Source organism: Cellulomonas humilata, assembly GCF_013359775.1.
In the GTDB taxonomy this organism is placed as follows: Bacteria; Actinomycetota; Actinomycetes; order Actinomycetales; family Cellulomonadaceae; genus Cellulomonas; species Cellulomonas humilata.
This window is the reverse complement of record NZ_JABMCI010000062.1, coordinates 114,389-140,592: the sequence shown is the minus strand read 5'-3', so window position 1 is coordinate 140,592 and position 26,204 is coordinate 114,389. Positions and strand designations below refer to the sequence as shown.

The following is a 26,204-nucleotide window of genomic DNA, read 5'->3' as shown; positions in this document are numbered from 1 at the left end:
GGTTTCTCCTCGTGAGCGAGCGCATCAGGGTGGCCGTGCTGGGCGCGGCGGGACGCATGGGAGCGACCGTCGTCCGGGCCGTCGAGGACGCCCCCGACCTCCACCTCGTCGCGACCGTGGACGCCGACGGGGACCTGTCCGCCGTGGTCGAGGCGGGCGCGCAGGTGGCCGTGGACTTCACGGTGCCGGCCGTCACCGAGGGCAACGTGCACGCGCTCGTCGACGCCGGGGTGCACGTGGTCGTCGGCACCACCGGCTGGGACGAGGAGTCGCTGGCGCGCGTGCGGGACCACCTGGCCGACCGCCCCGGCGTCGGCGTGCTCGTCGCTCCGAACTTCGCCCTCGGCGCCGTCCTGGCCATGGCGTTCGCGGCGAAGGCCGCCCGCTGGTTCGAGTCGGTCGAGGTGATCGAGCTGCACCACCCGGACAAGGTCGACGCCCCGTCCGGCACCGCTCGGCACACCGCGTCGGCCATCGCTGCGGCGCGCGCGGCGGCGGGGCTCGCGGCGGTGCCGGACGCGACGACGCAGGCACTCGACGGCGCTCGCGGCGCGGACGTCGACGGCGTGCGGGTGCACTCGGTGCGGCTGCGCGGGCTCGTGGCGCACGAGGAGATCCTGCTCGGCAACGCCGGCGAGCAGCTGACCATCCGGCACGACTCGTTCGACCGCGTGAGCTTCATGCCCGGGGTGCTGCTGGCCGTGCGTCAGGTGGGCTCGCGCCCGGGCCTGACGGTCGGGCTCGACCACCTGCTCGACCTGGCCTGACGGTGGCCGCGCGCTCGAGTCGCCTCCGCTGGACGTCCCTCGCCGGGGCCGTCGCCCTCACCGGCCTGCTCGCCCTGTACGTGTGGCTCGTCGCCACGCGTGCGACCGCCCTGGTCCGCACCGGCGAGCCGGTGGGCGTCGGCCTGGGCATCGCGTTCTGGATCCTGCCGCCGCTGGTGATCTGGCTGGTGGCCCGGGAGTGGCGGCTGGCCATCGACGTCCAGCGGATGGCCGACGAGCTCGCGGCGGCCGACGAGCTGCCGGTCGACGACCTGCCGCGCTCGCCCGGCGGCCGCATCGACCGCGCGGCCGCGCGCGAGGCGTTCGAGCCGGCCCGGGAGCTGGCCGAGGCCGAGCCCGACGACTGGCGGTCGTGGTACCACCTGGCGTTCGCGTACGACGCGGCGGGGGACCGGCGTCGCGCGCGCGAGTCGCTGCGCACGGCCAGCCGGCTGCACAAGGCCTGACGTCTAGATCGACGCCGACCAGCGGTGCTCGGTCACCGTGCGGGTGGACCCGTCGGGCATGCGGCCGGAGACCAGCTCGCGCACGACGTCGTCGGGGCCGAGGCCGGCGGACGCCAGGAACTGGGCACGGGCGTCGTCGCCGTCGAGCACCCACGTGTGCACCTGGTCGGCGCCGTCCTCGCGGAGCGTGTCCACCGCGGCGGCGAGCAGCCGGGAGCCGTGCCCGACCCGCTGGTGCGCGGGCTCGACCTCGAGGGCGAGGATCGCCCCGCCGGGGGCGTCGAACGGCCGGTCCTCGCCCGCGGGGACGGGGGCGACGGAGACCACGCCGACCACGGTCGGGCCGTCGCAGGCGACCAGGACGCGGTAGCCCGCGCCCGGCGGGGCCGTGACGGCCGAGGCCCACTGCGCCTCGATCGCCGACGTGTCGAGCAGGTCGAGCGTGCCCTGTCCCAGCACCTCGGCGTGCGAGACCCGCCACGCGCCGAGCTGGACGCGCGCGATCGCGTGCTCGTCGCCGCGGACCGCAGGGCGGACCGAGACGTCGGCGTTCTCGGCGAACAGGGGCATCAGGCGCCGACCAGCTCGGGTGCGCGCTCGGCGTCGACGGTCTTCGGCGGGTGCTTCACGGAGACATTGTCGATCCACGCCAGGGCCATCGCGGACACGATGAACGCCAGGTGGATGATCGTCTGCCACAGCAGGGTGTCGAAGCCGTTGTCGCGGGCCAGGATGGTCGGGGCCTCGATGAAGCTCTTGAGCAGGTGGATCGAGGAGATGCCGATGATCGACATCGCGAGCTTGGTCTTGAGCACGTTGGCGTTGACGTGCGACAGCCACTCGGGCTGGTCGGGGTGGTCGTCGAGCTTGATCCGGGACACGAACGTCTCGTAGCCGCCGATGATCACCATGATCAGCAGGTTCGCGATCATCACGACGTCGACCAGGCCGAGGACGGCCAGCATGATGTCGGCCTCCTTCATGCCTCCGTGCAGGAACACCTCGGAGAAGATGTGCGCCAGCTCGAGCATGAACTGCCAGACGTAGATCGCCTGGGCGACGATCAGGCCGAGGTAGAGGGGCACCTGGAGCCAGCGCGATAGGAAGATGAGCGAACCGAGCGAGCTGCGCTGGGCGGGAGTGGCCACGGGGTCCTCCGGGAGGTGATCGTGCCGGGCGCGCGACTGCGGCGCCCGACGGGGGTGTCCGGACACCCAACGGTCGAGTGTCGCGGATCGTGCCCACCGGTCTCACGGCATGCCGAGCGCCCGCAGGACGGCGGCCGTGACGGCGGCGACGAGCACGACGACGATGAACGGCGCCCGCAGGGCCAGCGCGATCGCGGCGACGACCAGCGCGGGCAGCCGCGCGTCCAGCACCAGCTCACTACCGCCGGTGGCGGTCTGCACCGCGACGAGCGCGGACAGCAGCGCGACGGTCACCAGCGCGGCGGTGCGCGCGACGCGCGGCTCGGCGAGCCAGTGCTTCGGTGCCAGGTGGCCGGCCAGCTTGAGGGCGAAGACGACCGCGCTCGCCGCCAGCAGCGCCAGCCAGGTGCCCACGGGGCTCACGAGACCTCCTCCGGCTCGCGCGCGACGACACCCGCGACGACGGCCACGACCGCGGCCAGCAGGACGGGGATGCCCGCCGGCACCAGCGGGGTGAGCGCGAGCGCGACGACGACGGCGCCGACGGCCACCGTCTGCGCGAGGCCCGACCCGGGACCGGTGACGCGCGGCCACACCAGGCCGAGGAACGCCGCGGCGGCCGCCGCATCGAGCCCGTACGTCGCCGGGTCGCCCATGCGGTCGCCCGCGACGGCGCCGACCAGCGTGAACAGGTTCCAGAGCACGAAGACCCCGACCCCGGTCCACCAGAAGCCCAGCTGCGCGGCGTGGGGAGCCTTGTGCGCGGTGGCCACCGCGGTCGACTCGTCGATGGTCAGGTGCGCCGCCAGGGGGCGGCGCCAGCTGCGCGAGTCGATCAACGGCGCGACCTGGGGCCCGTACAGCCCGTTGCGCACCCCGAGCAGCCCGGCGGTCGCGATCGCCGCGCCCGCGAGCCCGCCGGCGCCGACCACGCCGATGAACGCGAACTGCGAGCCGCCGGAGAACATGAGCAGGCTGAGCGCCATCGCCTGCGGCACGGACAGCCCGGCGGCGACGGCCAGGGCCCCGAAGGAGACCCCGTACAGACCGGTGGCCAGCGCCACCGAGACGGCCTGCCGGACGGCTGCCCGCCCCTCGTCGTCCCGCGTCACGCGGGCCACTGTGACACAGCAGGCGTCGCCTAGATCGCCACGTACACGCTGTCGAGATACTCCTCGATGCCGGCCTCGCCGCCCTCGCGGCCCAGACCGGAGGACTTCACGCCGCCGAAGGGCGCGCTCGCGTCCGACACCAGACCGCGGTTGACGCCCAGCATCCCGGTCTCGACCGACTCCGCGAGTCGCATGACCCGGGCGATGTCCCGCGTGTACGCGTACGCCACCAGCCCGAACGGCGTGGAGTTGGCCAGCGCGACGCCCTCCCCCTCCGAGCCGAACGTCACCACGGGGGCGACCGGGCCGAAGGTCTCCTCGGTGACCACGCGCAGGTCGGCGGAGACGCGGTCGAGGACGGTCGGCGCGTAGAAGTAGCCGCGGCGGTCCGGGCGGTCCCCGCCGATGCGGACGCGTGCGCCGGCGTCGACCGCCTCGGCGACGACCTCCTCGACCCGGTCGACGGCGGAGGCCTCGATCAGCGGACCGACCGTGGTCCCCTCGTCGGCACCGTGCCCGACGACGAGCCGGTCGAACGCCTCGGTGAGCCCCGCGGTGAACTCCTCCGCGACGGACGCGTGCACCAGGAACCGGTTGGCGGCGACGCAGGTCTGGCCCGCGTTGCGCATCTTGGCCTGCACGGCGCCCTGCACCGCGGCCGGGACGTCGGCGTCCTCGAACACCAGGAACGGGGCGTTGCCCCCGAGCTCCATCGACGTGCGCAGGATGTTGTCCGCCGACGCCTTGAGCAGCGCGGCGCCCACCTCGGTCGAGCCGGTGAACGAGAGCTTGCGCAGCCGCGGATCCGCCAGCAGGGGACCGGAGATGGTCCGGGCCGACGCCGACGGCACCACGTTGATGACGCCGGTGGGCAGGCCGCGGCCCTCCAGCTCCTCGCGGATGATCTCGGCGACGTACGCGGTGGTCAGCGGGGTCAGCTGCGCGGGCTTGATGACGACGGTGCAGCCGGCCGCGAGCGCCGGGGCCACCTTGCGGGCGATCATCGCGATCGGGAAGTTCCATGGGGTGATGAGCAGGGCGGGGCCGACCGCGCGCCGCAGGACCAGCTGGTGGTTGGCACCCGAGGGCGCGCGGCGGGCCAGACCGTCGAACCGCACGGCCTGCTCGGAGTACCACCGCACGTAGTCGGCGCCGTACGCGACCTCCGCGCGGGACTCGGCCAGCGGCTTGCCGCCCTCGGCGGTCACCAGCGCGGCGATGTCCTCGGTGCGCGCGGTGAGCGTCTCGTAGACCGACCGCAGCAGCTCGGCCCGCACCCGGGGGGCGGTCGCGCGCCACTCGGGGAACGCGGAGTCGGCGGCGGTCAGGGCGTCCAGCGCGTCCTGCTCCCCGCCGTCCGCGACGTCGAACAGGACCTCCGTCGTCGCGGGGTCCGCCACCTCGAACGTGCGCCCGGTGCTCGCCGGGCGCCACGACCCGCCGATGAGGACTCCCGTGGGGACGTGCGCGGCGACGGTCGGGGGCAGGGACGGCGGCGTCATACCCAGGAGTATCGCGTCCACGCCGCGCTCGCGCACGGGTCTTCGCCGACTCGCGACCTACGATGACGCCATGACCGACGCGCCTTCGCCTTCTCCGTACGAGGACCTCCTGCGGCTCGTCCTCGAGACCGGGACACCGAAGGCGGACCGCACGGGCACCGGGACCCGGAGCGTGTTCGGTCACCAGATGCGGTTCGACCTGTCCGCCGGGTTCCCCCTGGTCACGACGAAGCGCGTCCACCTGCGCTCGATCGTCCACGAGCTGCTGTGGTTCCTGCGCGGCGAGTCCAACGTGGCCTACCTGCGCGAGAACAACGTCACCATCTGGGACGAGTGGGCGGCGCCGGACGGCGAGCTCGGTCCCGTGTACGGCGTGCAGTGGCGCAGCTGGCCGACGCCGGACGGCGGGCACGTCGACCAGATCACCCAGCTGCTGGAGAACCTGCGCCGCGACCCCGACTCGCGCCGGCACATCGTGTCCGCCTGGAACGTCGCGGACATCCCCTCGATGGCGCTGGCGCCGTGCCACGCGTTCTTCCAGTTCTACGTCGCCGACGGCCGGCTCTCGTGCCAGCTCTACCAGCGTTCGGCCGACCTGTTCCTCGGGGTGCCGTTCAACATCGCCTCGTACGCGCTGCTCACGCACATGGTCGCTCAGCAGGTGGGGCTGGAGGTCGGCGACTTCGTGTGGACCGGAGGCGACTGCCACATCTACGACAACCACGTGGACCAGGTCCGCGAGCAGCTGAGCCGGACCCCGTACCCCGCGCCGCGGCTCGAGCTGCGCAGGGCCGACTCGCTGTTCGACTACACGTTCGACGACGTGCAGGTGCTCGACTACCAGTACCACCCCGCCATCAAGGCCCCGGTGGCCGTGTGACCCTCTCGCTCATCTGGGCGCAGACGCCGAAGGGCATCATCGGCCGGGACGGCACCCTGCCCTGGCACGTGCCGGAGGACATGGCCCACTTCCGCGAGCTCACGCGCGGCCACCCCGTGCTCATGGGGCGTGCCACCTGGGCCTCGCTGCCGCCGCGGTTCCGCCCGCTGCCGGGTCGGGACAACATCGTCCTGTCCCGGACCCCGGGGTTCGAGCCCGCCGGGGCGATGGTCGTGCGCGGGATCGACGAGGCGCTGCGGCTGGTCGGCGACCGGGAGGCCTGGGTGATCGGCGGAGGAGAGGTGTACGCCGCGTTCCTGCCGCAGGCCCACCGCGTCGAGGTCACCGTCGTGTCCCTCGACGTCGGCGGCGACACCCGGGCGCCGGCGCTCGAGAAGTCGCAGTGGCGGCGCGCCGGTGCGGACCCCGACCACGGTTGGCACGTGTCGACCGCGGGCGGCACGCGGTACCGCTTCGAGACGTACCTGCGCGCCTGACGCGCGGACCGGCAGGACGGCGGGCGCGCGTGGGGCGGTACCGTGGCCCCATGCCGCGCACCTCCACGCCCACCCGTCCGTTCGGGTCCGTGCTCACCGCGATGGTCACGCCGATGACGGCGGACGGTGCGGTCGACCTCGCGGGCGCCGTGCAGCTGGCGACGCGGCTCGTGGACCAGGGCAACGACGGGCTCGTGCTCAACGGCACCACGGGCGAGGCGTCCACCACGCACGCACCCGAGAAGGCGGAGCTGGTCCAGGCCGTCGTCGGGGCCGTGGGGGAGCGGGCGTGGATCATCGCCGGCGCCGGGTCCAACGACACCGCGCACGCCGTGCGGATGGCCGAGCAGGCGGCCGAGGCGGGCGCCCACGGGCTCCTCGTCGTCAGCCCGTACTACTCGCGCCCGTCGCAGGTGGGTGTACGCAAGCACGTCGAGTCGATCGCCGACGCCACCGCACTGCCGGTCATGCTCTACGACGTGCCCGGCCGCACCGGCGTCCGGTTCGCGCCCGAGACCATCGCCGCGCTCGCGGACCACGACCGCGTGGTCGCCATGAAGGACGCCGGTGGCGACTCGTACGCAGCCGCCAAGGCGATCGCCGCGACCGGCCTGGGCTGGTACTCCGGCGACGACAGCGCCCTGCTGACCCTGCTGGCGCACGGCGCCGCGGGGATCGTCAGCGTCTCGGGGCACGTCGCCGCGCGGCAGCTGGCCGACATCGTCGCCGCGTTCGATGCCGGCGACCACGCCGAGGCGCTGCGCATCTTCCGATCGATCATCCCCGCGATCGACGCACTCAACGGCGCCGGCTTCCAAGCCGTCGCCGCGAAGGCCGCGCTCCAGGTGCTGGGCGTCCTGCCCGAGCGCTCGGTGCGCCTCCCGCTCGTCCCCGCGTCCGACGACGAGCTCGCGCAGATCCGCGACGGCCTGCGGGCCGCCGGGCTGCTCGATTCACTCGTCGGCTGACCGCACGTGATCCCACCAGGAGCCCCATGAGTCACCCGCATCCCGAGCTCACCCTGCCCCCGGCACTCGCCGCCGGCGCCCTGCGCGTCGTCGCCCTGGGCGGGCTCGGAGAGGTCGGCCGCAACATGGCCGTCCTCGAGCACGCCGGCCGTCTGCTGATCATCGACTGCGGGGTGCTGTTCCCCGAGGACCACCAGCCCGGCGTCGACCTGATCCTGCCCGACTTCGAGTACATCAAGGACCGCCTGGACGACATCGAGGCGATCATCCTCACGCACGGCCACGAGGACCACATCGGTGCCGTGCCGTACCTGCTGCGCCTGCGCAAGAACATCCCGCTGGTCGGCTCCAAGCTCACGCTGGCGTTCATCGACGCCAAGCTCAAGGAGCACCGCATCCAGCCGGTCCTGCGCGAGGTCCGCGAGGGGCAGACCGCGACGTTCGGCGGGTTCGAGTGCGAGTTCATCGCGGTGAACCACTCGATCCCGGACGCGCTCGCGGTCGCGGTGCACACCGCCGCCGGCACCGTGCTGCACACCGGCGACTTCAAGATGGACCAGCTGCCGCTCGACGGCCGCATCACCGACCTGCGGGCGTTCGCGCGCCTCGGCGAGAAGGGCGTCGACCTGTTCATGGTCGACTCCACCAACGCCGAGGTGCCCGGGTTCGTGGCGCAGGAGCGCGGGATCGGTCCCGTGCTCGACCAGGTGTTCGCCGACTCGACCAAGCGGATCATCGTCGCGTCGTTCGCGTCGCACGTGCACCGTGTCCAGCAGGTGCTCGACGCGGCCTACACGCACAACCGCCGGGTCGCGCTGGTCGGCCGCTCGATGGTGCGCAACATGGGCATCGCCGCCGACCTGGGCTACCTGCGCGTGCCCGAGGGCGTGCTGATCGACCAGAAGCAGGTCGACACCCTGCGCGACGACGAGATCGTGCTCATGTGCACCGGGTCGCAGGGCGAGCCGATGGCGGCGCTGTCCCGGATCGCCAACAACGACCACAAGGTCTCCGTGGGCCCCGGCGACACCGTGATCATGGCGTCGTCGCTGATCCCCGGGAACGAGAACGCCGTCTTCCGCGTGATCAACGGCCTGACCCGCCTGGGCGCCCGCGTCGTGCACTCCGGCAACGCGAAGGTGCACGTCTCCGGCCACGCCAGCGCCGGCGAGCTCCTGTACTGCTACAACATCCTCAAGCCGCGCAACGTCATGCCCGTGCACGGGGAGATCCGCCACCTCGTGGCCAACGCCGCGCTCGCCGTGCAGACCGGCATCCCCGCCGACCGCGTGGTGCTCGCCGAGGACGGTGTGGTGGTCGACCTGGTCGACGGCCGCGCCAGCATCGTCGGCGCCGTGCCCTGCGGCTACGTCTACGTCGACGGGTCCAGCGTCGGGGAGATCACCGAGGTCGAGCTCAAGGACCGCCGGATCCTCGGTGATGAGGGGTTCATCTCGATCTTCGCGGTGGTCAGCTCGGCCGACGGCAAGGTGCTGGCGGGACCGCAGATCCACGCCCGCGGGTTCGCCGAGCAGGACGCCGTGTTCGACGACATCCTGCCGGAGCTGACCGCGGCCCTCGAGGAGTCCGCGCGCAACGGCAACTCGGACGCGCACGTGCTCCAGCAGGTCATCCGCCGTGTGGTCGGTCGCTGGGTGTCCAACCGTCTGCGTCGCCGCCCGATGATCATCCCGGTGGTCGTCGAGGCCTGATCTGCTCGATCCGCGCGGCCCCGTCCTGCTCGTCAGGGCGGGGCCGTCGTCGTCGACCGTGGTCTCAGGTCGGCGTCACCCGGGCGCTCTCGTCGGCGGTGACGGTCTCGTCGGGCGGCGACGGGACGTCCGGCTCGCGCGGTCGACGCGAGGCTGCCGCGGAGCCGAGCAGGATCAGCGCGGTCGCGCCGAGCACGCCGGCGGTGATCGCCTCGTCGAGCACGAGGGCGCCGAGCGCCACGGCGACGACCGGGTTGAGGTAGGCGACGAGGGTGGAGCGGGCCGCGCCGACCTCGACGATGAGGCGGAAGAACAGGACGAACGCGAGGGCGGTGCACAGGGCGCCGAGTCCGACGAGGGCGAGCACGGCGTCGACCGGCGGCCAGGGGTGCGGCCCGGTCAGGAGCACCACCGGCGCGTACGCCAGGGCGGTGAGGCCGAGGCAGGTGGCCGTCAGGGGGATCGCCGGGACGTCCCGCAGCGCACGGTCGGCGATGATCGGTGCGGTCGCGTACCCGAGGGCGGCCAGCAGCACCTGGGTGACGGCCCACGGATCGCCCCCGGCCGCGCCCGGTCCGAGGAGCAGGGCCACGCCGCCGAGACCGACGAGCAGGCCGACCCAGCGGATCAGCGCCACGGGACGCCGGTCGCCGACCAGCCGACCCAGCACCACCGCGGCGATCGGCACGGTCGCGACGAGCAGGCCGGTGGTCGAGCTCGACAGGGTGCGCTCGGCGTTCGACAGCAGGATCCACGGCAGGACGATCTCCAGCACCGCGAAGCCCAGGACGGCGCGCCAGTGCCCGCGCAGCACCCGCAGCCCGCCGCCGCGCACCGCGAAGGGCAGGAGCAGCAGCGCGCCGAGGGCCGTGCGCACGAACACCACCATGACGGGCGTGACGTCCGTGACGGCGATCTTGATGAGCAGGTACGGGATGCCCCAGATGACGCCGACGGCGATCAGGAGGAACCAGCCGCGGCGGCTCACGTGGGCGCCGCGCAGGAACGGGAACGCATGGAGCCACCGTAGGACCGACCCCTGACACGCGGGCCTGCCGGCCGGCGGCGCGCGGGACCCGGGACCGAGGGCGGCGTGGAGCGCGTGCTCGGGAAGGCCCCGATCATCCCGGGCTGGCGCCACGGAACGCCGCGAGACGCTCGTGCTCGATCTCGACGGCCTCCTTCGTGCGCGACGACCACGGCACCCACTCGTCGAGCGCGAGCGCGAGCGTCGCGCCCTTGGCGCGCGGCCGCCAGGTGCCGACCACCTCACCGTCCGCCAGGACAGCTCCGGGACGGCCGATGGTGGGCCAGAGCGCCTTGTGGTGGGCCTTCTGCGGCACCATGAGCTCGCGGTCGCGGCCCTGCAGGAACAGGTCGTACGGGCCGAGCAGCCGCACCAGCTTGTCGCCGGGCGGGTCCTGGAGGGCCGGGAGGTCTCGTTCGAGGATGTCGGCAGGCGTCCCGTCGACGTCCACCTCGACCGCGTCGTCGGGCCACCGGGCGGACACGTCCCGGAGCGTCGAGTCGAGGTAGACCGCGGCCTGCTTGCGGGTCAGTGGACCCAGCAGGTGCAGGAGGCTGCGCAGCACGTCGGGCGGACCGTCGCCACCGTCGGCGGGCCGGTCGAGCACGCCCACCTGACCGGCCGGCCACCGGGGGATGCGCCTCACGACCGGGGGAGAGGTGCCGGGCTCGAGCTCGAGACCGGCGTGCAGGGCGGCGAGCCGGAACGTCATCTCGTACATGTGCGTGGCGCCGCAGCCTTCGCACCAGCGCAGGTAGGGCTCGGGCAGCTCGGCCGTCATCCGGGTGGACAGCACTCCCTTGGCCATCGGCTTGTCCACGACCTCGTGCATGGTCCGCGAGACGGTGGCGAGCGCGTCGAGCACCGTGATGTCCGCGGCCGCGAGGGGGGCCGAGGCGTTGATCACGCGCTTCGCGGCATCGGCCTCGGAGTACGGCCGCAGCGCCTTCTCCACGGCCTTCAGGTCCGACCGGCGGTAGGCGTGCGGGGCGCCCCGCAGCGTCCATGCGAGCGCGAGCTCGTGCGGCCAGTCGTGCGCGGCGACCGGGACACCACGCAGGGCGAGCGCCCACAGCGCTCCGTCCGGACCGGTGTCCTGCACGCCGTGATCGAGGATCGCGGCGTCGTCGGGGCGGCGACGGGTGCTCGTCGGCCGGTCGAGCTGCTGCGCGTGCACGCGGTACCGGAGGACCTGCTCGCGGGTCACGGACATGGGTCCACGGTGGCACGGGCCACCGACACCCGTCAGCCGGTGGCGGTGCCCGTGCCCGTGCCCGTGCCGGGGCCGGTGCCGGTGCCAGTGCCGGTGCCGGTGCCGGTGCCGGTGCCGGTGCCGAGGATCCCCGGCCCGGCCGCCCGGAGCACGCGGGCGTACCGGTCGGCCGCGCCGTCGGGCAGCAGTCCGTCCAGCTCGAGCTCGACGAGTCCGTGCACCAGCGCCCACAGCCCGAGCGCCGGCTCCTGGGCGGCCGACGGCTCCACGCCCAGGACGCGGGCGACGGCGTCGCGCAGCACGCCGAAGGTGGCGCTCGCCGTCGCCTGCCCCCGCGTCCCGTCCTGGAGGCCCGCGCCGGCCGCGCCGAACATCACCCGGTAGAAGTGCGGACCGTCGAGCGCGTTCGCGCGGTAGGCGAGCCCGAGGCCGAGCAGGTCCGAGGCGGGGTCGTCGGTGCGGGGGACCGCCGCGAGACGCTCGGCGAACCGGGCGAACGCCTCGTCCCCGACGGCGCGCACCAGGTCCTCCCTGCTGCCGAACAGCGAGTACACCGCCGACGCGGACGTGCCGGCCCGGGCGGCCAGGTCGCGGACGGTCACCCCGCTCGCACCCGCGGCCGCGATGGTCGCCGAGGCCTCGGCGAGCAGCCGGGTGCGCAAGGCGTCGTCGTGCACGCGGGGACGGGCCATCCGGCGAGTCTAGGGTCTTGACTCGTGTGCGCGAACACTGTTCTATAACGGTGTTCCGAAACGAGGAGTGGCCATGCTCGAACTCACCGACGCCGCACGGATCACCGCCGGAGCGGTGGTGCTCTCCGTGGTCGCGATCGAGTCCGGGGGCGCCTTCCTGCTGCGCGTCGCCACCGGCAAGGAGCAGGCCACCGCGTTCCAGAAGACCTTCTACCGCGCCGGCCACGCGCACGCGGGGGTGCTGGTGACGCTCGGGCTGGTCTGCCTGCTGCTGGGGGAGGCCACCACGCTCACCGGCTTCTGGCGCTGGCTGGCACAGACCGGGGTGCTCGTGGCGGCGATCGTCATGTCCGCGGGGTTCTTCTTCTCGGCGATGGGACGCGGCCGCGAGGCGCCGAACAAGGCGGTCGTCCTGCTCGGCGTGGGGGCCGTCCTCCTCGCGGCGGGCGTCGCGACACTGGGCGTCGGCCTGCTGCTCGGGTGATCGCACGGGCGACACGCGCCCGGGCGCGCCCGTCCGGTCGGCCGCCCCGGCTAGTTTGAGGACCATGGCGACTCGTACGTCCTCCCCTCGCGCCCGCTCCGGTGCGCCGGCGACGTCGCGCGCCACCGGCAAGACCCCCGGCAAGACGACCGGAGCAGCCCGTCCGCAGGGCCGCAGGCCCGCTCCGCCGCCGCCCCGGCCGGCCCTTCCCGTCCGCATCGTCAAGGGCGTGTTCATGGGCGCCGCGCACCTCGTCGGCGGCACCGCCCGCCGCGTGGGCAAGGGTGCCCGGGACCTCGACCCCTCGCACCGGCGCGACGGCCTGGCGTTCACGCTCCTCGGTCTGGCCATCGTCATCGCGGCCCGCGAGTGGTGGGACCTGTCCGGCACCGCCGGCACCGTCGTGCACAACGTGGTGGCGGGCACGTTCGGCAAGGTGGGCGTCGTCGTCCCGGTGGTCCTGCTCGGGCTCGCGATCCGGCTGATGCGGCACCCGGAGCGCGTCGAGGCCAACGGGCGCATCGTGATCGGCCTCGGTGCGATCACGCTCGCGGTCTGCGGACTGGTGCAGATCGGCGCAGGGCTGCCCACCACCGACGACTTCCCGGCCCTGCGGCTGGCGGGCGGGATGGTCGGGTTCCTGGTCGGCACGCCGCTGGCCAGCCTGCTCACGCCCGGCGTGGGGGTGGCGCTGCTGAGCCTGCTGGCGTTCTTCGGCGTCCTCGTCGTGACCGCGACGCCGGTGCACCAGGTGATCCCGCGGCTGCGCGGCGCCTACGACAAGCTCACCGGCAACCACCGCGAACCGGCCGCCGAGGTCGAGGACGACGCGCCCCTGGTCATCAACGCCCTGCACACGGCCGTCCCCCAGATCGAGGCCGCGCCGGCCAAGCGGGGACTGCTCGGGCGCCGCCGCCAGCGCGCCGACCAGGTGGACGAGCCCGAGGACACCCGGCTGGACGGGTACGACGGCGACGAGGCGTTCGCGCGCGCGGCCATCGTCGCCGCCGCGGAGGCCGAGGCGGAGGCGCAGCTGGCCCGCGACGCCGCCCCGGACACCGTCCCCACGACGGTCGTCGCGGCGACCAAGCGCCCGCTGACCGCGCCCGAGACCACGCCCGTCCCGCGCGGCGAGCAGCCCATGCTCGGCGGCGACGTGCTCTACACCCTCCCGGCGGAGGACGTCCTGGCCAAGGGCGCCCCCCACAAGGTGCGCTCGGCCGCCAACGACCGCGTCGTCGAGTCGCTCACCTCCGTGCTGGAGGCGTTCGAGATCGACGCCCAGGTCACGGGCTTCACGCGCGGCCCGACCGTCACGCGGTACGAGGTCGAGCTGGGCCGGTCCGTCAAGGTCGAGCGGGTCACCGCGCTGAGCAAGAACATCGCCTACGCGGTGGCCAGCGCCGACGTCCGGATCCTGTCGCCGATCCCCGGCAAGTCCGCGATCGGCATCGAGATCCCGAACACCGACCGCGAGACCGTCTCGCTCGGCGACGTGCTGCGCTCCAGCGCGGCCAAGCGCACCGAGCACCCGATGGTGATCGGCGTCGGCAAGGACGTCGAGGGCGGCTACGTCACGGCCAACCTCGCGAAGATGCCCCACCTGCTGGTGGCCGGCGCCACCGGCGCGGGCAAGTCGAGCTTCGTGAACTCGATGATCGTGTCGATCCTCATGCGCGCGACGCCGGACGAGGTCCGCATGGTCCTGGTCGACCCGAAGCGCGTGGAGCTGACGGTCTACGAGGGCATCCCGCACCTGATCACGCCGATCATCACGAACCCCAAGAAGGCCGCCGAGGCGCTCGAGTGGGTGGTGCGCGAGATGGAGGCGCGCTACGACGACCTGGCCAACTTCGGGTTCAAGCACATCGACGACTTCAACACGGCGGTCCGCGCGGGCAAGGTCAAGCCGCTGCCGGGCTCCGAGCGCAAGATCGCCACGTACCCGTACCTGCTGGTGGTCGTCGACGAGCTCGCCGACCTGATGATGGTGGCCCCGCGCGACGTCGAGGCCTCGATCCAGCGCATCACGCAGCTGGCCCGTGCCGCCGGCATCCACCTGGTGCTCGCCACGCAGCGCCCGAGCGTCGACGTGGTGACCGGCCTGATCAAGGCGAACGTGCCGTCCCGGCTGGCCTTCGCCACCAGCTCGCTGACCGACTCCCGAGTCGTGCTGGACCAGCCCGGCGCCGAGAAGCTGATCGGGCAGGGCGACGCGCTGTTCCTGCCGATGGGCGCCGCCAAGCCCATGCGTACGCAGGGTGCCTGGGTGTCCGAGTCGGAGATCCACGCGGTCGTCGAGCACGTGAAGAAGCAGCTCAAGCCCTCCTACCGCCAGGACGTGGCCGTCGCGGCGGTGAAGAAGACGGTCGACGAGGACATCGGCGACGACCTCGACCTCCTGCTCCAGGCCGCCGAGCTGGTGGTGACCACGCAGTTCGGGTCCACCTCGATGCTCCAGCGCAAGCTGCGGGTCGGGTTCGCGAAGGCGGGTCGCCTGATGGACCTGCTCGAGTCGCGCGAGATCGTCGGCCCCTCCGAGGGCTCCAAGGCCCGTGAGGTGCTGGTCCAGGCCGACGACCTGCCGGGCACGCTCGCCATGCTGCGGGGTGCGCCGGGCGAGGAGGAGGACGACCGGTACGCCATGGGCGCGGACGGTGCCCTGCCGGGCGAGCCGCCGGTGGCGACCGACTACTTCGACGGTGCGGAGGAGGACGACGCCGGGCAGTGGTCCGGCGGGGGTCGGTGAGCGGCCCGTTCCCCGGCCCCTGGGGGGTCGTCAGCACGGTGATCGCGATCGTGGCGATCGTGGCGCTCGTGGCCGTCCTCATCCTGCTCGGCAGGCAGCGCGCGCAGGTGCGTCGCGCGAACGAGCTGCTGGAGCTGTCCCGCGAGCTGCGGCACCGCTACGACGCCCTCCAGGCCGTGACCAAGGAGGGCGTCCTCGTCCAGTCGTTGTCGGGCCGGGTGCTCGACATCTCCGAGCGTGCGGCGGCGATCCTCGGCATCGACGCCAGGTCGTCCGTCGGACGATCCGTGGGTGACCTCCCCGTGGTCCTGGTCAACGAGATGGGCCTGGCCATGAACCCGGCCGCGGTCCTGGGCCACCGCTCCGGCGTCGCCCGGGCGGGGTGGACCGTGGACTCCGAGCTCGTCGGCGTCGCGCTGCCCGGGACGGACACCACCCAGGCGCGCATGGTGCAGGTGGCCAGCCAGCTGGTGCCGGCCGGCGACGGCGAGGCCGCCGCGGTGCTCACCACGCTGGTCGACGTCACCGGCCGGCGCGAGGTCGAGGCCGCCCTGTCGCGCAGCGAGATGCAGTTCCGGGTCGCGATGGAGAACGCGCCCATCGGCATGGCCCTCGTGGACGTGGAGTGGCGGATCGTCGAGGCGAACGCCGCGTTCGCCGAGCTGCTGGGCACGAGCGTCGGGGCCCTGCGCGGGTACCGGATGGAGGACCTCAGCACGCCCGAGGGCCGGCCCGCCGAGCGCCTCGAGGTCGACCGCCTGCTGGGCGGCGGGCAGCACCGGTTCTCCCTGGAGAAGCGGTACCAGCGGGCCGACGGGCACGAGGTCTGGGTGGCGCTCGACGCCGCGCTGGTGCGGACCCCGTCGGGTGCCCCGGACCACTTCGTCGTCCAGGTGCGCGACTCCACGGAGTCCCGGCTTCAGGCCGAGATGCTCACGCATCGCGCCATGCACGACCCCCTGACCGGCCTGGCCAACCGCACGCTGCTCCAGGAGGTGCTCCAGGCGGTGCTGGAGCAGCCCGGCGTCGTCGACCGGGTGGCCGTGCTGGCCTGCGACCTGGACGGCTTCAAGGAGATCAACGACCGCTACGGGCACGCCGCGGGCGACGAGGTGCTGGTGCACGTCGCCGGCGTCCTGCGCGCCGCGACCGCCCGCCGGGGCACGGTCGCGCGGCTCGGCGGTGACGAGTTCGTGGTCGTCGTGCAGGACCTCGACGGACCCCGGGCGGTGTTCGAGGTGGCCAGCGCCATCCACGCCGGGCTCCAGGAGGCGGTCCGGGTGGGTCGGCGACGGCTCAACGTCGCCGCGAGCATCGGCATCGCGATCGCGGACCCCGACTCGATCGAGGGCGGGGCCCCCGGTCTGCTGGCGGCCGCCGACGCCGCGCTCTACCGGGCCAAGGGCTCCGGCCGGGGGCGCACGGAGGTCTACGAGTCGTCGATGACGATGGGGTCGTCCTCCGACCTGCACCGCGAGCTCGCCGCCGCGATCGCCGAGGACCAGCTGGTGGTCCACTACCAGCCGATCGTGGACCTGTCCGACGCCCGCGTCGTCGGCTACGAGGCGCTCGTGCGCTGGGAGCACCCGCAGCGCGGCCTCCTGCTGCCGGCCTCGTTCCTGTCCCTCATCCAGGAGGCGGGGATGTCGGTCGCCCTCGGGCAGCTGGTGGCCACCCGCGTCGTCGAGTTCGTCGCGTCCATCCACGACCGGACGCGCTGGGTGTCGGTGAACGTCTCGGCCGACCAGCTGGGCGACGGCGAGTTCGCGACGACGCTGCTGGCGGAGATCTCCCGGCACCGGCTGACCGCCGGCCGGATCGTGGTCGAGCTCACCGAGTCGTCGCTCGTCGCGTCCGGCACGCGCATCCGGCACGAGCTGACGCAGCTGTCCGCGGCGGGCGTGCCCATCCTGCTCGACGACTTCGGCACAGGCGTGTCGCCGCTGTCCTACCTGCGGGACCTGCCGGTCGCCGGGGTCAAGCTCGACATGTCGTTCACGTCCGGCATCCCGGAGGACCCGACCGCCGGCAAGGTGGCCCGGGCGCTCGGTGCTTTGGCGCGCGAGCTGGCGATGGTGACCATCGCCGAGGGGATCGAGCACGAGGAGCAGGCCGAGTACCTGCACCGCAACGGCTGGCGCTACGGGCAGGGCTGGCTGTACGGCAGCGCGCAGCCGGGCGACATCAGCCGCTGACGCGCGGCACGACGAGCGGTGCGGGGCCGGTGGGCGTCGTCGGCGCGATGCGCATCGGAGCCTGCGTGCCGGCGGCCTCGAGCACGGCCGCCGTCCGCTCCGCCACCTGGGCGGCGTCCAGCGTGGCCGTGCCGCCCGGGATGTCGACGAGCGCGTGCACCTGGTGGCCGCCGAGCCGGTCGACCGTGATCGGCGTCCACTCGACCCCGGTGACCCGCGCCGGCCCGGCCGGACGTCCTTCGGCCGGGAACGCCCCGGTGGCCGAGACGTGCGCGGTGAGCAGCAGGCCGGAGGACGTCTTCGGCGAGCAGCACTCGCCGTCCTGGTTCGACACGTAGTTGCCGAGGCCGTACGCCACCCACATGCCCTCGCCGCGCGGTCCGCCGTCCAGGTGCACCACCGGCTGGGGCACGTGCGCGTGGTGGCCGATGACCAGGTCGAACACCCCGGAGTCGGCCAGCTGCTGGTCGATCGCCACCTGCGCGGGCGTCGGCTCCGTCTGGTACTCGACGCAGCAGTGCACGCTCGCGATCACGAGGTCGGCGCCGGCCGCGCGCGCCGCGGTCGCCTGCGCCACCATCGCGGGCACGTCGACGAGGTTCACCGACCACGGCTTGTCCGCGTCGACCGGCATGCCGTTGGTCCCGTAGGTCGCGGCGACGTGGGCCACGGTGATCGTCCGGCCGCCGCGCTGGAGCTGGTAGAGCTGCGGCTGCGACTGCTCGACCGCGGTGCGCGCCGTGCCGGTGTGCCCGAGGCCCGCGGCGTCGAGCGCGTCCAGCGTCGCCGTCACGCCGGCGAACCCACGGTCGACCGAGTGGTTCGACGAGGTCGAGCAGCCATCCCACCCCTGCGCCCGGAGCGAGCTCGCGATCTGCGGGGGCGTCGCGAACAACGGGTAGCCGCTGGGTGCGGTGCCCGCAGGCGTGACGGCCACCTCGAGGTGGCACAGGGCAAGGTCGGCGCCCTGGATCCACGGGTTCATGGGCCCGATCACCGGTGCGAAGTCGTAGCCGTCCGCGGTGCGGGCGCTGGAGAGCACCGGCAGGTGCGGGAGCACGTCTCCGGCGGCGACGATCGAGAGCTCCGCGTCCGGGTCGGGCGTCGGTGTGGGCGTCGGAGTGCTGTCCGGGCTCGGCGGCGTCGGCCGGGTGGTCACGGCGGTGACCGGCGGACCTGCGGGTCGCAGCGCTGCCGCGACCGCGCCGAGGCTCACGACGAGCAGCAGGAGGATCGCGAGGCCCGCGACGACGGGAGACCGGCGGCCGGCGCGGGCGTGGCGGGTCACAGGCGGACTCTAGGGGGTGAACGGGGCATGACCTGCACCCCTCTAGGCTGTCCGGGTGATCGACGCCGTACCCTCCGCCTGGAACCTGGCGAACGTTGTCACGGTGCTGCGCATCGCGCTGGTGCCGTTCTTCGCGTGGGCTCTCCTCGCCGATGGTGGCCACAGCACGACGGGCAGGCTGATCGCGACCGCGCTCTTCGTGGTGGCGGCGGCCACCGACCGGCTCGACGGCTGGCTCGCCCGCCGCTCCGGCCAGGTCACAGACCTCGGCAAGCTCCTCGATCCGATCGCGGACAAGGTGCTCATCGGCACTGCCCTCGTCCTGCTCTCGTGGCTCGGCGACCTGCCGTGGTGGGTGACCGTGGTGATCCTGGTGCGCGAGCTGGGCATCACGGCCATGCGGTTCTTCCTGCTGCGGTACGTGGTGCTGCCCGCCTCCCGAGGCGGCAAGCTGAAGACCGTGCTCCAGTCGGTGGCGATCGGGCTGTACCTCCTGCCGCTCGACGAGCTCCCCGCGTTCGTCGAGGTGGTCGCGGCAGTCGTCATGGGCGCGGCGCTGGTGGTGACCGTGGTGACCGGCCTCGACTACGCGCGGACCGGCCTGCAGATTCGCCGGACCGCCAGCCGGCCGCCCGCTGCTGGGCTGTGACGTGTCCCTGGCGGCCGACCTCCTCGCGGCCCTCGGTGCGCGCGGCTGGTCGCTGGGCGTAGCCGAGTCCCTGACCGGCGGGCTCGTGTCCGCCACGCTCGTGGACGTCCCGGGCGCGTCGGCGGTCCTGCGCGGGGCGGTCGTCGCCTACGCCACCGATCTCAAGGGCACGCTGCTCGACGTGGACCGCGACCTGCTGGCGGCGCGCGGTGCGGTCGACCCGGACGTCGCGCGCGCGATGGCGATCGGGGTCCGGACGCGCCTGGGGGCGGACGTCGGGCTGGCGACCACGGGGGTCGCCGGGCCCGACCCGCAGGACGGGCACGCGCCGGGCACCGTGCACGTCGCGGTCTCCACGCCCGACGGCACCCACGTGCGGTCTCTCGACCTGGTCGGTCCCCGGGCGTCCGTCCGGGCGCAGACCGTGGACGCCGTCCTGGCGCTGGGGGTGGAGTTCGTGGCCGAGCGGGGTGAATCTCGACCCTGGGACCAGTCCTAGGCCGCAAGAGCGGGAACACTGCGGGGTGTCGCATCGTTGGAACGTCCGTGATGAGCACTCGACCCCCGGCACGGCGCATGCCGTCGCGTGTCGGCGGTGCAAGGTACGGTGGAATCCTCCCGGCGAAGGTTTCTGGGGTTCCAGTGGTCCCGGGTCCCCAGCGGATCCCGGTTCCCGGCAAGGATGTGGCACGTGACGCGAGAGGGGGAGCCCGGATGGTTGTACTCCGTCGAGAGATCGGCGATGTGCTGCGGGATGCGCGACAGCGCCAGGGGCGCACCCTGCGTGAGGTGTCGTCGGCAGCCCGCGTCTCGCTCGGGTACCTGAGCGAGGTAGAGCGGGGCCAGAAAGAGGCGTCTTCGGAGCTGCTCAACAGCATCTGCGAGGCGCTCGACGTCCCGATGTCGCTCGTCCTGCGTGAGGTCAGTGACCGCGTGGCCGTCGCCGAGGGTCTGCTGATCCCCGACACGGTGCCTGCGGACCTCGCGGCGTCGGTGGCCAGTGCCACCGACTTCGGGTGGGCGCGGTCGCGGTCGGAGCTCGCCGCCATCAGCTGAGGTAGTTCGTGAATGATCGGGCGGGTTCCCCGCTCGGTCGACGGGTCGCTTCCGGGTGCCCGCGACGACGGACAGCGATGTCCGTGCGTCCTCCTGCACGGTCCGTGGGCACCCCGCCCGCGGGCCGTTGCGCGTTCCGGGGTCAGGCAGGGTTCGCCTGGCACCGCGGGCAGTAGAAGATGGGGCGCTCCATCGGCGGCTTGCGCGCCTGCCCCACGACGATCGGTCGCCCGCAGCGGTGGCACGGCTGTCGCGCCCTGCCGTGCACGTGCCCGGGTGGCCTGCCGTCAGCGACCGCGCGCTGGAGCTGCCGTCGGGCGACCGAGAGCAGCCGACCGGGCTCGGCGACCGCGTCGGCCGGCGTCCACGGCCACAGCCGCTCCGCGAACAGGGACTCGGCCGCGAAGATCGTGCCGATCCCCGCGGTGACCGTCTGGTCCAGGAGCACCTCCGCCGCGGGGGTCGACCCGCGGTCCGTCCACCGCCGCAGCGCCTCGTCCAGGTCGAAGGCCTCCGCGAGCATGTCCGGGCCCAGGTGCCCGATCAGGGTGCGCTCGTCGCGGGTGCGCACCACGTCGAGCATCCCCAAGTGGTACCCGACAGTGGTCCAGTCCGCGGTGGCCAGCACGGCGCGGACCTGGGGGGACCGGGCCGACGCCTCGGGGGAGCCGGTGCGGGCGATCCGCCAGTACCCCTCCATGCGCAGGTGGGTGTGCAGCGTGCGGCCGTCGTCAAACCGGGTGAGCAGGTGCTTGCCGTAGGACCGGGTCTCCAGCACCGTGCGGCCGACGAGGTCCACCGTGGCGGCGGTCGGCCAGCGCAGGTCGGAGCGGACGAGCACCTGGCCGCCGATCGCCCGCTGGAACCGGTCCGCGGTCCGGCGCAGGATGTCGCCCTCAGGCACGGGACCTCACGACTGACGCAGGCGCAGTCCGCGCGGGGTCGTGGCGAACCCGGCGGCGGCGAGCGCCTTGCCGAGCGGGCTGTGCAGCGCACCCTCGAGGACGTCCACGCCGTCGACCCGCACGATCGTGAGCCGGCCGGTGTGCCGGGTTCGCGCGGTGGTCACCAGCCCCTCGGCGGCGGCCCCCAGCACCCCGGCGTCGGTCGTGAACGAAAGGACGGTCCGGCCGCCGCGCTCCAGGTAGAGCACCAGAGCTCCGTCGACGAGCACGACGAGCGCGCCGCCCTTGCGACCGGGTCGGTGCCGGCCGGCGCCGTTGTCGGTGACGTCCGGTCCCGCGACCGGCCAGGGCAGCGAGGCGCCGTACGGGTTCGCGGGGTCGGTCGCCGCCAGCACGACGACCTGGAGGTCGGTGGGGCCGTCCTCGTCGGCCGACCGCTCGACCACCTGGGCGTCGACCCGCAGCCGGTCCACCGCACCCGGCAGCGCGAACTGCGAGCCACCGAGCCGCTCGACGAAGTAGCCGCGCCGCACCTGACCGCCCTGCTCCAGCGCGGACAGCACGCGGTAGACGTCGGCGAACCGGGCGCCGATCCCCTCGGCCGGGGCGACCGCGCGGGTGAGGATGCCGTGCCGGTCGAGCAGCTGCGCGGCCAGGGCGTGGGCACGCAGGGTCGGATCGGGTTCGCGCGCCGGCAGCAGCGACCAGCGGCCACCGCTCGCGGCGCCGTTCAGGCCCAGCGCGCTCGATCGCGTGCCGGGGTCGCCGGCCAGCTGGACGGCAGCGCGCAGGCCGAGGCGTGGGCGCAGCGGCCGCCCACGGGGTGCCGCGGACTTCGTGCGGTGGGCCGTGCTCCCGGTACCCAGCCAGGCGCGCAGGGGGGCGAGGCCGTCGTTGGTCACGTGGCCCGCCCACACCAGATCCCACACCGCGGTCGCCACGTCGGCCTGCGACGGCGACGCCTCGTCGGGACGGAGCTGGCGGACGCGTTCGGCCAGCGCGCCGAGGAACCAGGCGCCGCCGCCGCCGAGCGCCTCGAGGATCGCGGCGTGCAGCGGCGAGTCGGGGGCGGCGTCCGCGGCCGGGAGGGTGAGGTCGGCGACCGCGGCGGGATGCACCGAGACGAGTCCGTCGTGCCCGGCGAGCGACCCGTGGCCGGCCCAGACGACCTCGCCCGCGGCCGTCAGCTCGTCGAGCATCGCCGGGCTGTAGTCGACCACCCGGGCGGGCAGGACGTGGGTCTCCAGTGCCGACGCCGGCAGGACCGCGCCGGCCAGCTGCTCGACCACGCGAGCGACGCCGTCCACGCCCCGCAGGGTTCCGGTGGCCGAGCCGCGTCCGGACCGACCGACGGGCTGGACGCCCTGCCAGCGCGGCAGGAACACGCCGAGGGCTTGCGGATCGACCGGTTCGACCTCGGCGCGCAGGGCGGCGAGCGATCGGCGGCGCAGCGTCCGCAGCACGTCGGCGTCGCAGAACTCGTCGCCGGTGCCCCCGAGCACGTCCGGGCGCAGGCGTCCCTGCACGAGCACGCCCAGGGCCTCCAGCCGGCGCAGCGTCTCCGCCACGACCGCGACACCCCAGCCGAACCGGGTGGCGGCCTGGGCAGCCGTGAACGGCCCGTGCGTGCGGGCGTGCCGGCGCAGCAGGTCGCCCACCGGGTCCGGCACCACCTCGGTGAACACCTCGGGCACACCCACCGGCAGGGCGACCCCGAGCGCGTCGCGCAGCCGCCCGGCGTCCTCGACGGCCGCCCACTGCTCTGCACGATCCGGCGCCACGCCACCGAGCCGCACCCGGATCAGGCGCCGCGCACCCTCGAGGTCGGACAACCACGCCGGCACCTGCTCGCGGACCTCGGGCTTCGTGCGCTCCGCCAGCTCGCCAGCGGTGAGCGGTCCGTGCCGCCGGACGGCGTCGGCCAGCTGCTCGAGCGTGCCCGCCTGGCGCTCCGGCGCGCGGCCGCTCAGCTCGGCCTCGGTGCGCAGGACGGCGTCCGGGTCGAGCAGGTCGGCCAGCTGGGACTCGCCGCCCTGACCCAGCAGCTCGGCGAGCAGCGTGGGGTCGAGCGTGAGGGCGGCGGCGCGGCGCTCGGCCAGGGGAGCGTCGCCGTCGTAGAGGAACTGCGCGGTGTAGCCGAACAGCAGGGACTGCGCGAACGGCGACGGCTGGGTAGTGGTCACCTCGACCACCCGGATCTTGCGCGACGCGACGTCCCGCATGAGCGTGGTCAGCGCCTCGGTGTCGAAGTCGTCCTGGAGGCACTCCCGGACCGCCTCGAGCAGGATCGGGAAGTCGGGGTAGGCCGACGCCACCGAGAGCAGCTGCGCCGAGCGCTGCCGCTGCTGCCAGAGCGGCTGGCGGCGGTCGGGGCGGCGTCGGGGAAGCAGCAGGGCGCGGCTCGCCGCCTCGCGGAAGCGTGCACCGAACATGGCCGAGGAGCCGAGCTCGGCCTGCACCGAGTCCAGCACCTCGTCGGGGTCGAGGAACAGGGACGCCAGGTCGATCGCCGGCCCGGTCTGCTCGGCCCAGGGGTCGTCGACGCCGAACCCCGCGTCCAGGCCCCCGTCCAGCATGTCGGGCAGGCGCAGGACGATCCCGTCGTCCGAGTGCATCGCGGCCGCGTCCACCCCGTACCGCTCGCGCAGCCGGGCGCCGATGACGATCGCCCAGGGGGCGTGCACGCGTGCGCCGTACGGGGAGTGCAGGACCACCCGCCAGTCGCCCAGCTCGTCGCGGAACCGCTCCACCACGAGCACCACGTCGGTGGGGACCTCGCCGGTCGCGTCGCGCTGCTCGCGCAGGTAGGTGAGCAGGTTGTCGGCCGCCCACGGGTCGAGCCCGGCCGCCTCGACGCGCGCGCGGGCGTCGTCGTCGGACAGCGCGCCGAGCTCGCGGACCCAGGCCCCCATCGCCTGACCCAGCTCGGCCGGCCGGCCCTGCGAGTCGCCCTTCCAGAACGGCAGCCGGCCCGGCACGCCCGGCGCCGGCGTGACCAGCACGCGGTCCGGGGTGATGTCGTCGATCCGCCACGTGCTGGAGCCGAGCGTGAACATGTCGCCGACGCGGGACTCGTAGACCATCTCCTCGTCGAGCTCGCCCACGCGCTTGCCGCCGCGCACCGTGCCGCCTGACCGCTCCGCGTCGACCGGGACGTCGCTGGTGGTCGCACTGCCGGCCAGGAACACGCCGAACAGGCCGCGGTCCGGGATCGTGCCTCCGCTGGTGACCGCGAGACGCAGCGCACCCGGCCGCCCGCTGAGCACGTCGCGCACCCGGTCCCAGACCAGCCGGGGCCGCAGCTCCGCGAACTCCTCGCTGGGGTACCGGCCGGCCAGCATGTCGAGCACCGCGCGCAGCGTCGCCTCACCGAGCCCCGAGAACGGCGACGCCCGGCGGAGCACGACGGCCAGCTCGTCGAGCGACCAGTCCTCCACCGCGACCATGGCGACGATCTGCTGCGCGAGCACGTCGAGGGGGTTGCGGGGGATCCGCATCGCCTCGAGCGACCCGTCCCGCATGCGCTGCGCCGTGACCGCGGCCGGGACCAGCTCGCCCCGGAACGTCGGGAAGACGATGCCGCGCGACACCGCACCCACCTGGTGCCCGGCCCGGCCGACGCGCTGGAGACCGCTGGCGACCGAGGGCGGCGACCCCACCTGCACCACCAGGTCGATCGCGCCCATGTCGATCCCGAGCTCCAGCGAGCTCGTCGCGACCACCGCGGGCAGCAGCCCGGCCTTGAGCTCCGACTCGGTCCGCGTCCGCTCCGCGCGGCTCATCGACCCGTGGTGCGCCCTCGCGAGGATCGTCGCGGCGTCCCGCGTGTCGACCCCGACCGCCGTCCCGGACTGCGCCGGCACCGCGGCCGCCCGCAGCGTCGCGGGGTCCGGCACGTCCTCGCCCGAGCGCTCCGCCCAGACCTCGTTCATCCGGGCGGTCAGCCGCTCGGCGCCGCGCCGCGAGTTGGTGAAGACGAGGGTGGACCGGTGCTGGGCCACGAGGTCGACGACGCGCTCCTCGACGTGCGGCCAGATCGACGGGCGGGGGAGCGGGCCGGCCGCGGCGCCGGACAGGTCCAGGTCCTCCGTGGCCTCGGTGCCGCGCAGGTCCGACAGGTCCGGCACGGGGACGACGACCTCGACCTCGATCCGCTTGGTCGAGGGCGGCTGCACCACGACGACCGGACGGCCCCCGTCTGCGGTCGAGCGGGCGCCCCCGAGGAACTCCGCGACCGCGTCGACGGGCCGGACGGTGGCCGACAGGCCGATGCGCTGCACGGGTCCGGGGCCGCCGGGGTGGTCGAGCAGCGCGTCGAGCCGTTCGAGCGACAGCGCGAGGTGCGCGCCGCGCTTGGTGCCGGCGACCGCGTGGATCTCGTCCACGATCACCGTCCGCACCCCCGCGAGGCCCGCGCGGGCACCGGACGTGAGCACCAGGTACAGCGACTCGGGGGTGGTGATGAGGATGTCCGGCGGCTTCGTCGCGAAGGCGCGGCGCTCGTTCGGGGGCGTGTCGCCGGTGCGGATGCCGACGGTCACGTCCGGCAGCTCGAGCCCGAGCCTTGTGGCCGCCTGCCGGATGCCGACCAGCGGGGAGCGCAGGTTGCGCTCGACGTCGGTGGCCAGCGCCTTGAGCGGCGACACGTAGAGGACGCGGCAGCGCTCGACGGGATCGGCGGACCGCTCGCCGGTCAGGAGCCCGTCCAGCGCCCACAGGAAGGCGGCGAGCGTCTTGCCGGACCCGGTCGGGGCGACGACCAGCGCGTGGTCCCCGCCGGCGACCGCGGTCCACGCCCCGAGCTGCGCGGTGGTGGGCTCGGCGAACGCACCCGTGAACCAGGTCCTGGTCGGGTCGGAGAAGCGGTCGAGCACCACCCGGCCATTGTGTCGG

The 26,204-nt window shown here is 74.0% G+C and carries 23 protein-coding genes; 12 read left to right on the top strand and 11 right to left on the bottom strand.

Annotated elements, in window-relative coordinates:
- Positions 1-11: 11 nt before the first annotated feature.
- Both dapB and HP550_RS09540 read left to right on the top strand, forming a co-directional pair.
- Positions 12-767 carry a 4-hydroxy-tetrahydrodipicolinate reductase gene (dapB, locus tag HP550_RS09545; RefSeq protein ID WP_175347453.1) on the top strand — a complete coding sequence of 252 codons (756 nt, stop codon included), beginning with the start codon at positions 12-14 and terminating at the stop codon, positions 765-767.
- 2 nt (positions 768-769) lie between these two features.
- On the top strand, positions 770-1,234 hold the full coding sequence (locus HP550_RS09540; protein WP_175347452.1) for a hypothetical protein: 465 nt from the start codon (positions 770-772) through the stop codon (positions 1,232-1,234).
- A gap of 3 nt (positions 1,235-1,237) precedes the next feature.
- Here HP550_RS09540 and HP550_RS09535 read toward each other — a convergent pair whose 3' ends face one another.
- The 5 genes from HP550_RS09535 to HP550_RS09515 form a co-directional block, all read right to left on the bottom strand.
- Positions 1,238-1,804, bottom strand: a complete 567-nt coding sequence (locus HP550_RS09535) for a GNAT family N-acetyltransferase (RefSeq protein WP_175347451.1) — start codon at positions 1,802-1,804, stop codon at positions 1,238-1,240.
- Entirely contained in the window at positions 1,804-2,382 is a 579-nt protein-coding gene (locus tag HP550_RS09530) for a TIGR00645 family protein (protein ID WP_175347450.1), read from the bottom strand. Before HP550_RS09530 ends, HP550_RS09535 begins: the two co-directional genes overlap by 1 nt.
- Positions 2,383-2,484: 102 nt before the next feature.
- Positions 2,485-2,805, bottom strand: a complete 321-nt coding sequence (locus HP550_RS09525; protein WP_175347449.1) for an AzlD domain-containing protein — start codon at positions 2,803-2,805, stop codon at positions 2,485-2,487.
- Entirely contained in the window at positions 2,802-3,494 is a 693-nt protein-coding gene (locus HP550_RS09520; protein WP_175347448.1) for an AzlC family ABC transporter permease, read from the bottom strand. Before HP550_RS09520 ends, HP550_RS09525 begins: the two co-directional genes overlap by 4 nt.
- Positions 3,495-3,523: 29 nt before the next feature.
- A complete protein-coding gene (locus HP550_RS09515; RefSeq protein WP_175347447.1) occupies positions 3,524-4,996 on the bottom strand; it encodes an NAD-dependent succinate-semialdehyde dehydrogenase in 1,473 nt (490 codons plus the stop codon).
- A 70-nt stretch (positions 4,997-5,066) separates the two neighbouring features.
- Between HP550_RS09515 and HP550_RS09510 the strand changes: the two genes are divergently transcribed.
- From HP550_RS09510 to HP550_RS09495, 4 genes are read left to right on the top strand one after another with little or no spacing between them, the layout of a single operon-like run.
- The gene (locus HP550_RS09510) at positions 5,067-5,876 is read left to right on the top strand and encodes a thymidylate synthase (protein ID WP_175347446.1); all 810 of its coding nucleotides are present in this window, start codon (positions 5,067-5,069) and stop codon (positions 5,874-5,876) included.
- A complete protein-coding gene (locus tag HP550_RS09505) occupies positions 5,873-6,373 on the top strand; it encodes a dihydrofolate reductase (protein ID WP_175347445.1) in 501 nt (166 codons plus the stop codon). The genes HP550_RS09510 and HP550_RS09505 overlap by 4 nt, the downstream gene beginning before the upstream one ends.
- Before the next feature lie 50 nt (positions 6,374-6,423).
- A complete protein-coding gene (gene dapA / locus HP550_RS09500) occupies positions 6,424-7,341 on the top strand; it encodes a 4-hydroxy-tetrahydrodipicolinate synthase (protein WP_175347444.1) in 918 nt (305 codons plus the stop codon).
- A 26-nt stretch (positions 7,342-7,367) separates the two neighbouring features.
- Positions 7,368-9,053: a ribonuclease J gene (locus tag HP550_RS09495; RefSeq protein ID WP_175347443.1), complete on the top strand. Its 1,686-nt coding sequence runs from the start codon at positions 7,368-7,370 to the stop codon at positions 9,051-9,053.
- A gap of 64 nt (positions 9,054-9,117) precedes the next feature.
- Here the strand turns inward: HP550_RS09495 and HP550_RS09490 are convergent, their stop codons facing one another.
- The 3 genes from HP550_RS09490 to HP550_RS09480 all read right to left on the bottom strand — a co-directional run bounded on the left by HP550_RS09490 (position 9,118) and on the right by HP550_RS09480 (position 11,985).
- Positions 9,118-10,041 carry an EamA family transporter gene (locus HP550_RS09490; protein WP_175347442.1) on the bottom strand — a complete coding sequence of 308 codons (924 nt, stop codon included), beginning with the start codon at positions 10,039-10,041 and terminating at the stop codon, positions 9,118-9,120.
- Positions 10,042-10,174: 133 nt separating this feature from the next.
- Positions 10,175-11,293, bottom strand: a complete 1,119-nt coding sequence (locus HP550_RS09485) for a winged helix DNA-binding domain-containing protein (RefSeq protein WP_175347441.1) — start codon at positions 11,291-11,293, stop codon at positions 10,175-10,177.
- A 32-nt stretch (positions 11,294-11,325) separates the two neighbouring features.
- Positions 11,326-11,985: a TetR/AcrR family transcriptional regulator gene (locus HP550_RS09480; RefSeq protein WP_175347440.1), complete on the bottom strand. Its 660-nt coding sequence runs from the start codon at positions 11,983-11,985 to the stop codon at positions 11,326-11,328.
- Positions 11,986-12,058: 73 nt separating this feature from the next.
- On the opposite strand from HP550_RS09480, the gene HP550_RS09475 reads away from it, so the two are divergent.
- The 3 genes from HP550_RS09475 (at position 12,059) to HP550_RS09465 (ending at position 17,413) form a co-directional block, all read left to right on the top strand.
- Positions 12,059-12,469, top strand: coding sequence for a hypothetical protein (locus HP550_RS09475; protein ID WP_175347439.1), 411 nt, complete (start codon positions 12,059-12,061; stop codon positions 12,467-12,469).
- A 235-nt stretch (positions 12,470-12,704) separates the two neighbouring features.
- Positions 12,705-15,218 carry a DNA translocase FtsK gene (locus HP550_RS09470; RefSeq protein ID WP_246280744.1) on the top strand — a complete coding sequence of 838 codons (2,514 nt, stop codon included), beginning with the start codon at positions 12,705-12,707 and terminating at the stop codon, positions 15,216-15,218.
- Positions 15,215-17,413 (top strand): EAL domain-containing protein, encoded by a 2,199-nt coding sequence (locus HP550_RS09465; RefSeq protein ID WP_175347437.1) that lies wholly within the window; start codon positions 15,215-15,217, stop codon positions 17,411-17,413. The genes HP550_RS09470 and HP550_RS09465 overlap by 4 nt, the downstream gene beginning before the upstream one ends.
- Here the strand turns inward: HP550_RS09465 and HP550_RS09460 are convergent.
- A complete protein-coding gene (locus tag HP550_RS09460; RefSeq protein ID WP_175347436.1) occupies positions 17,403-18,701 on the bottom strand; it encodes a CapA family protein in 1,299 nt (432 codons plus the stop codon). The genes HP550_RS09465 and HP550_RS09460 overlap by 11 nt on opposite strands.
- 55 nt (positions 18,702-18,756) lie before the next feature.
- Here HP550_RS09460 and pgsA point away from each other — a divergent pair, with 55 nt between their 5' ends.
- The 3 genes from pgsA (at position 18,757) to HP550_RS09445 (ending at position 20,406) form a co-directional block, all read left to right on the top strand.
- Complete coding sequence (pgsA, locus tag HP550_RS09455) at positions 18,757-19,350, top strand: CDP-diacylglycerol--glycerol-3-phosphate 3-phosphatidyltransferase (protein ID WP_175347435.1); 594 nt, start codon at positions 18,757-18,759, stop codon at positions 19,348-19,350.
- A gap of 1 nt (position 19,351) precedes the next feature.
- Positions 19,352-19,849: a nicotinamide-nucleotide amidohydrolase family protein gene (locus tag HP550_RS09450; RefSeq protein WP_175347434.1), complete on the top strand. Its 498-nt coding sequence runs from the start codon at positions 19,352-19,354 to the stop codon at positions 19,847-19,849.
- 215 nt (positions 19,850-20,064) lie between these two features.
- Positions 20,065-20,406 carry a helix-turn-helix domain-containing protein gene (locus tag HP550_RS09445; RefSeq protein WP_056093268.1) on the top strand — a complete coding sequence of 114 codons (342 nt, stop codon included), beginning with the start codon at positions 20,065-20,067 and terminating at the stop codon, positions 20,404-20,406.
- A 142-nt stretch (positions 20,407-20,548) separates the two neighbouring features.
- Here HP550_RS09445 and HP550_RS09440 read toward each other — a convergent pair whose 3' ends face one another.
- Together HP550_RS09440 and HP550_RS09435 are read right to left on the bottom strand one after the other, a co-directional pair.
- On the bottom strand, positions 20,549-21,310 hold the full coding sequence (locus HP550_RS09440; RefSeq protein WP_175347433.1) for a DNA-formamidopyrimidine glycosylase family protein: 762 nt from the start codon (positions 21,308-21,310) through the stop codon (positions 20,549-20,551).
- Positions 21,311-21,316: 6 nt separating this feature from the next.
- Positions 21,317-26,188, bottom strand: a complete 4,872-nt coding sequence (locus HP550_RS09435; protein WP_175347432.1) for an ATP-dependent helicase — start codon at positions 26,186-26,188, stop codon at positions 21,317-21,319.
- Positions 26,189-26,204 lie beyond the last annotated feature (16 nt).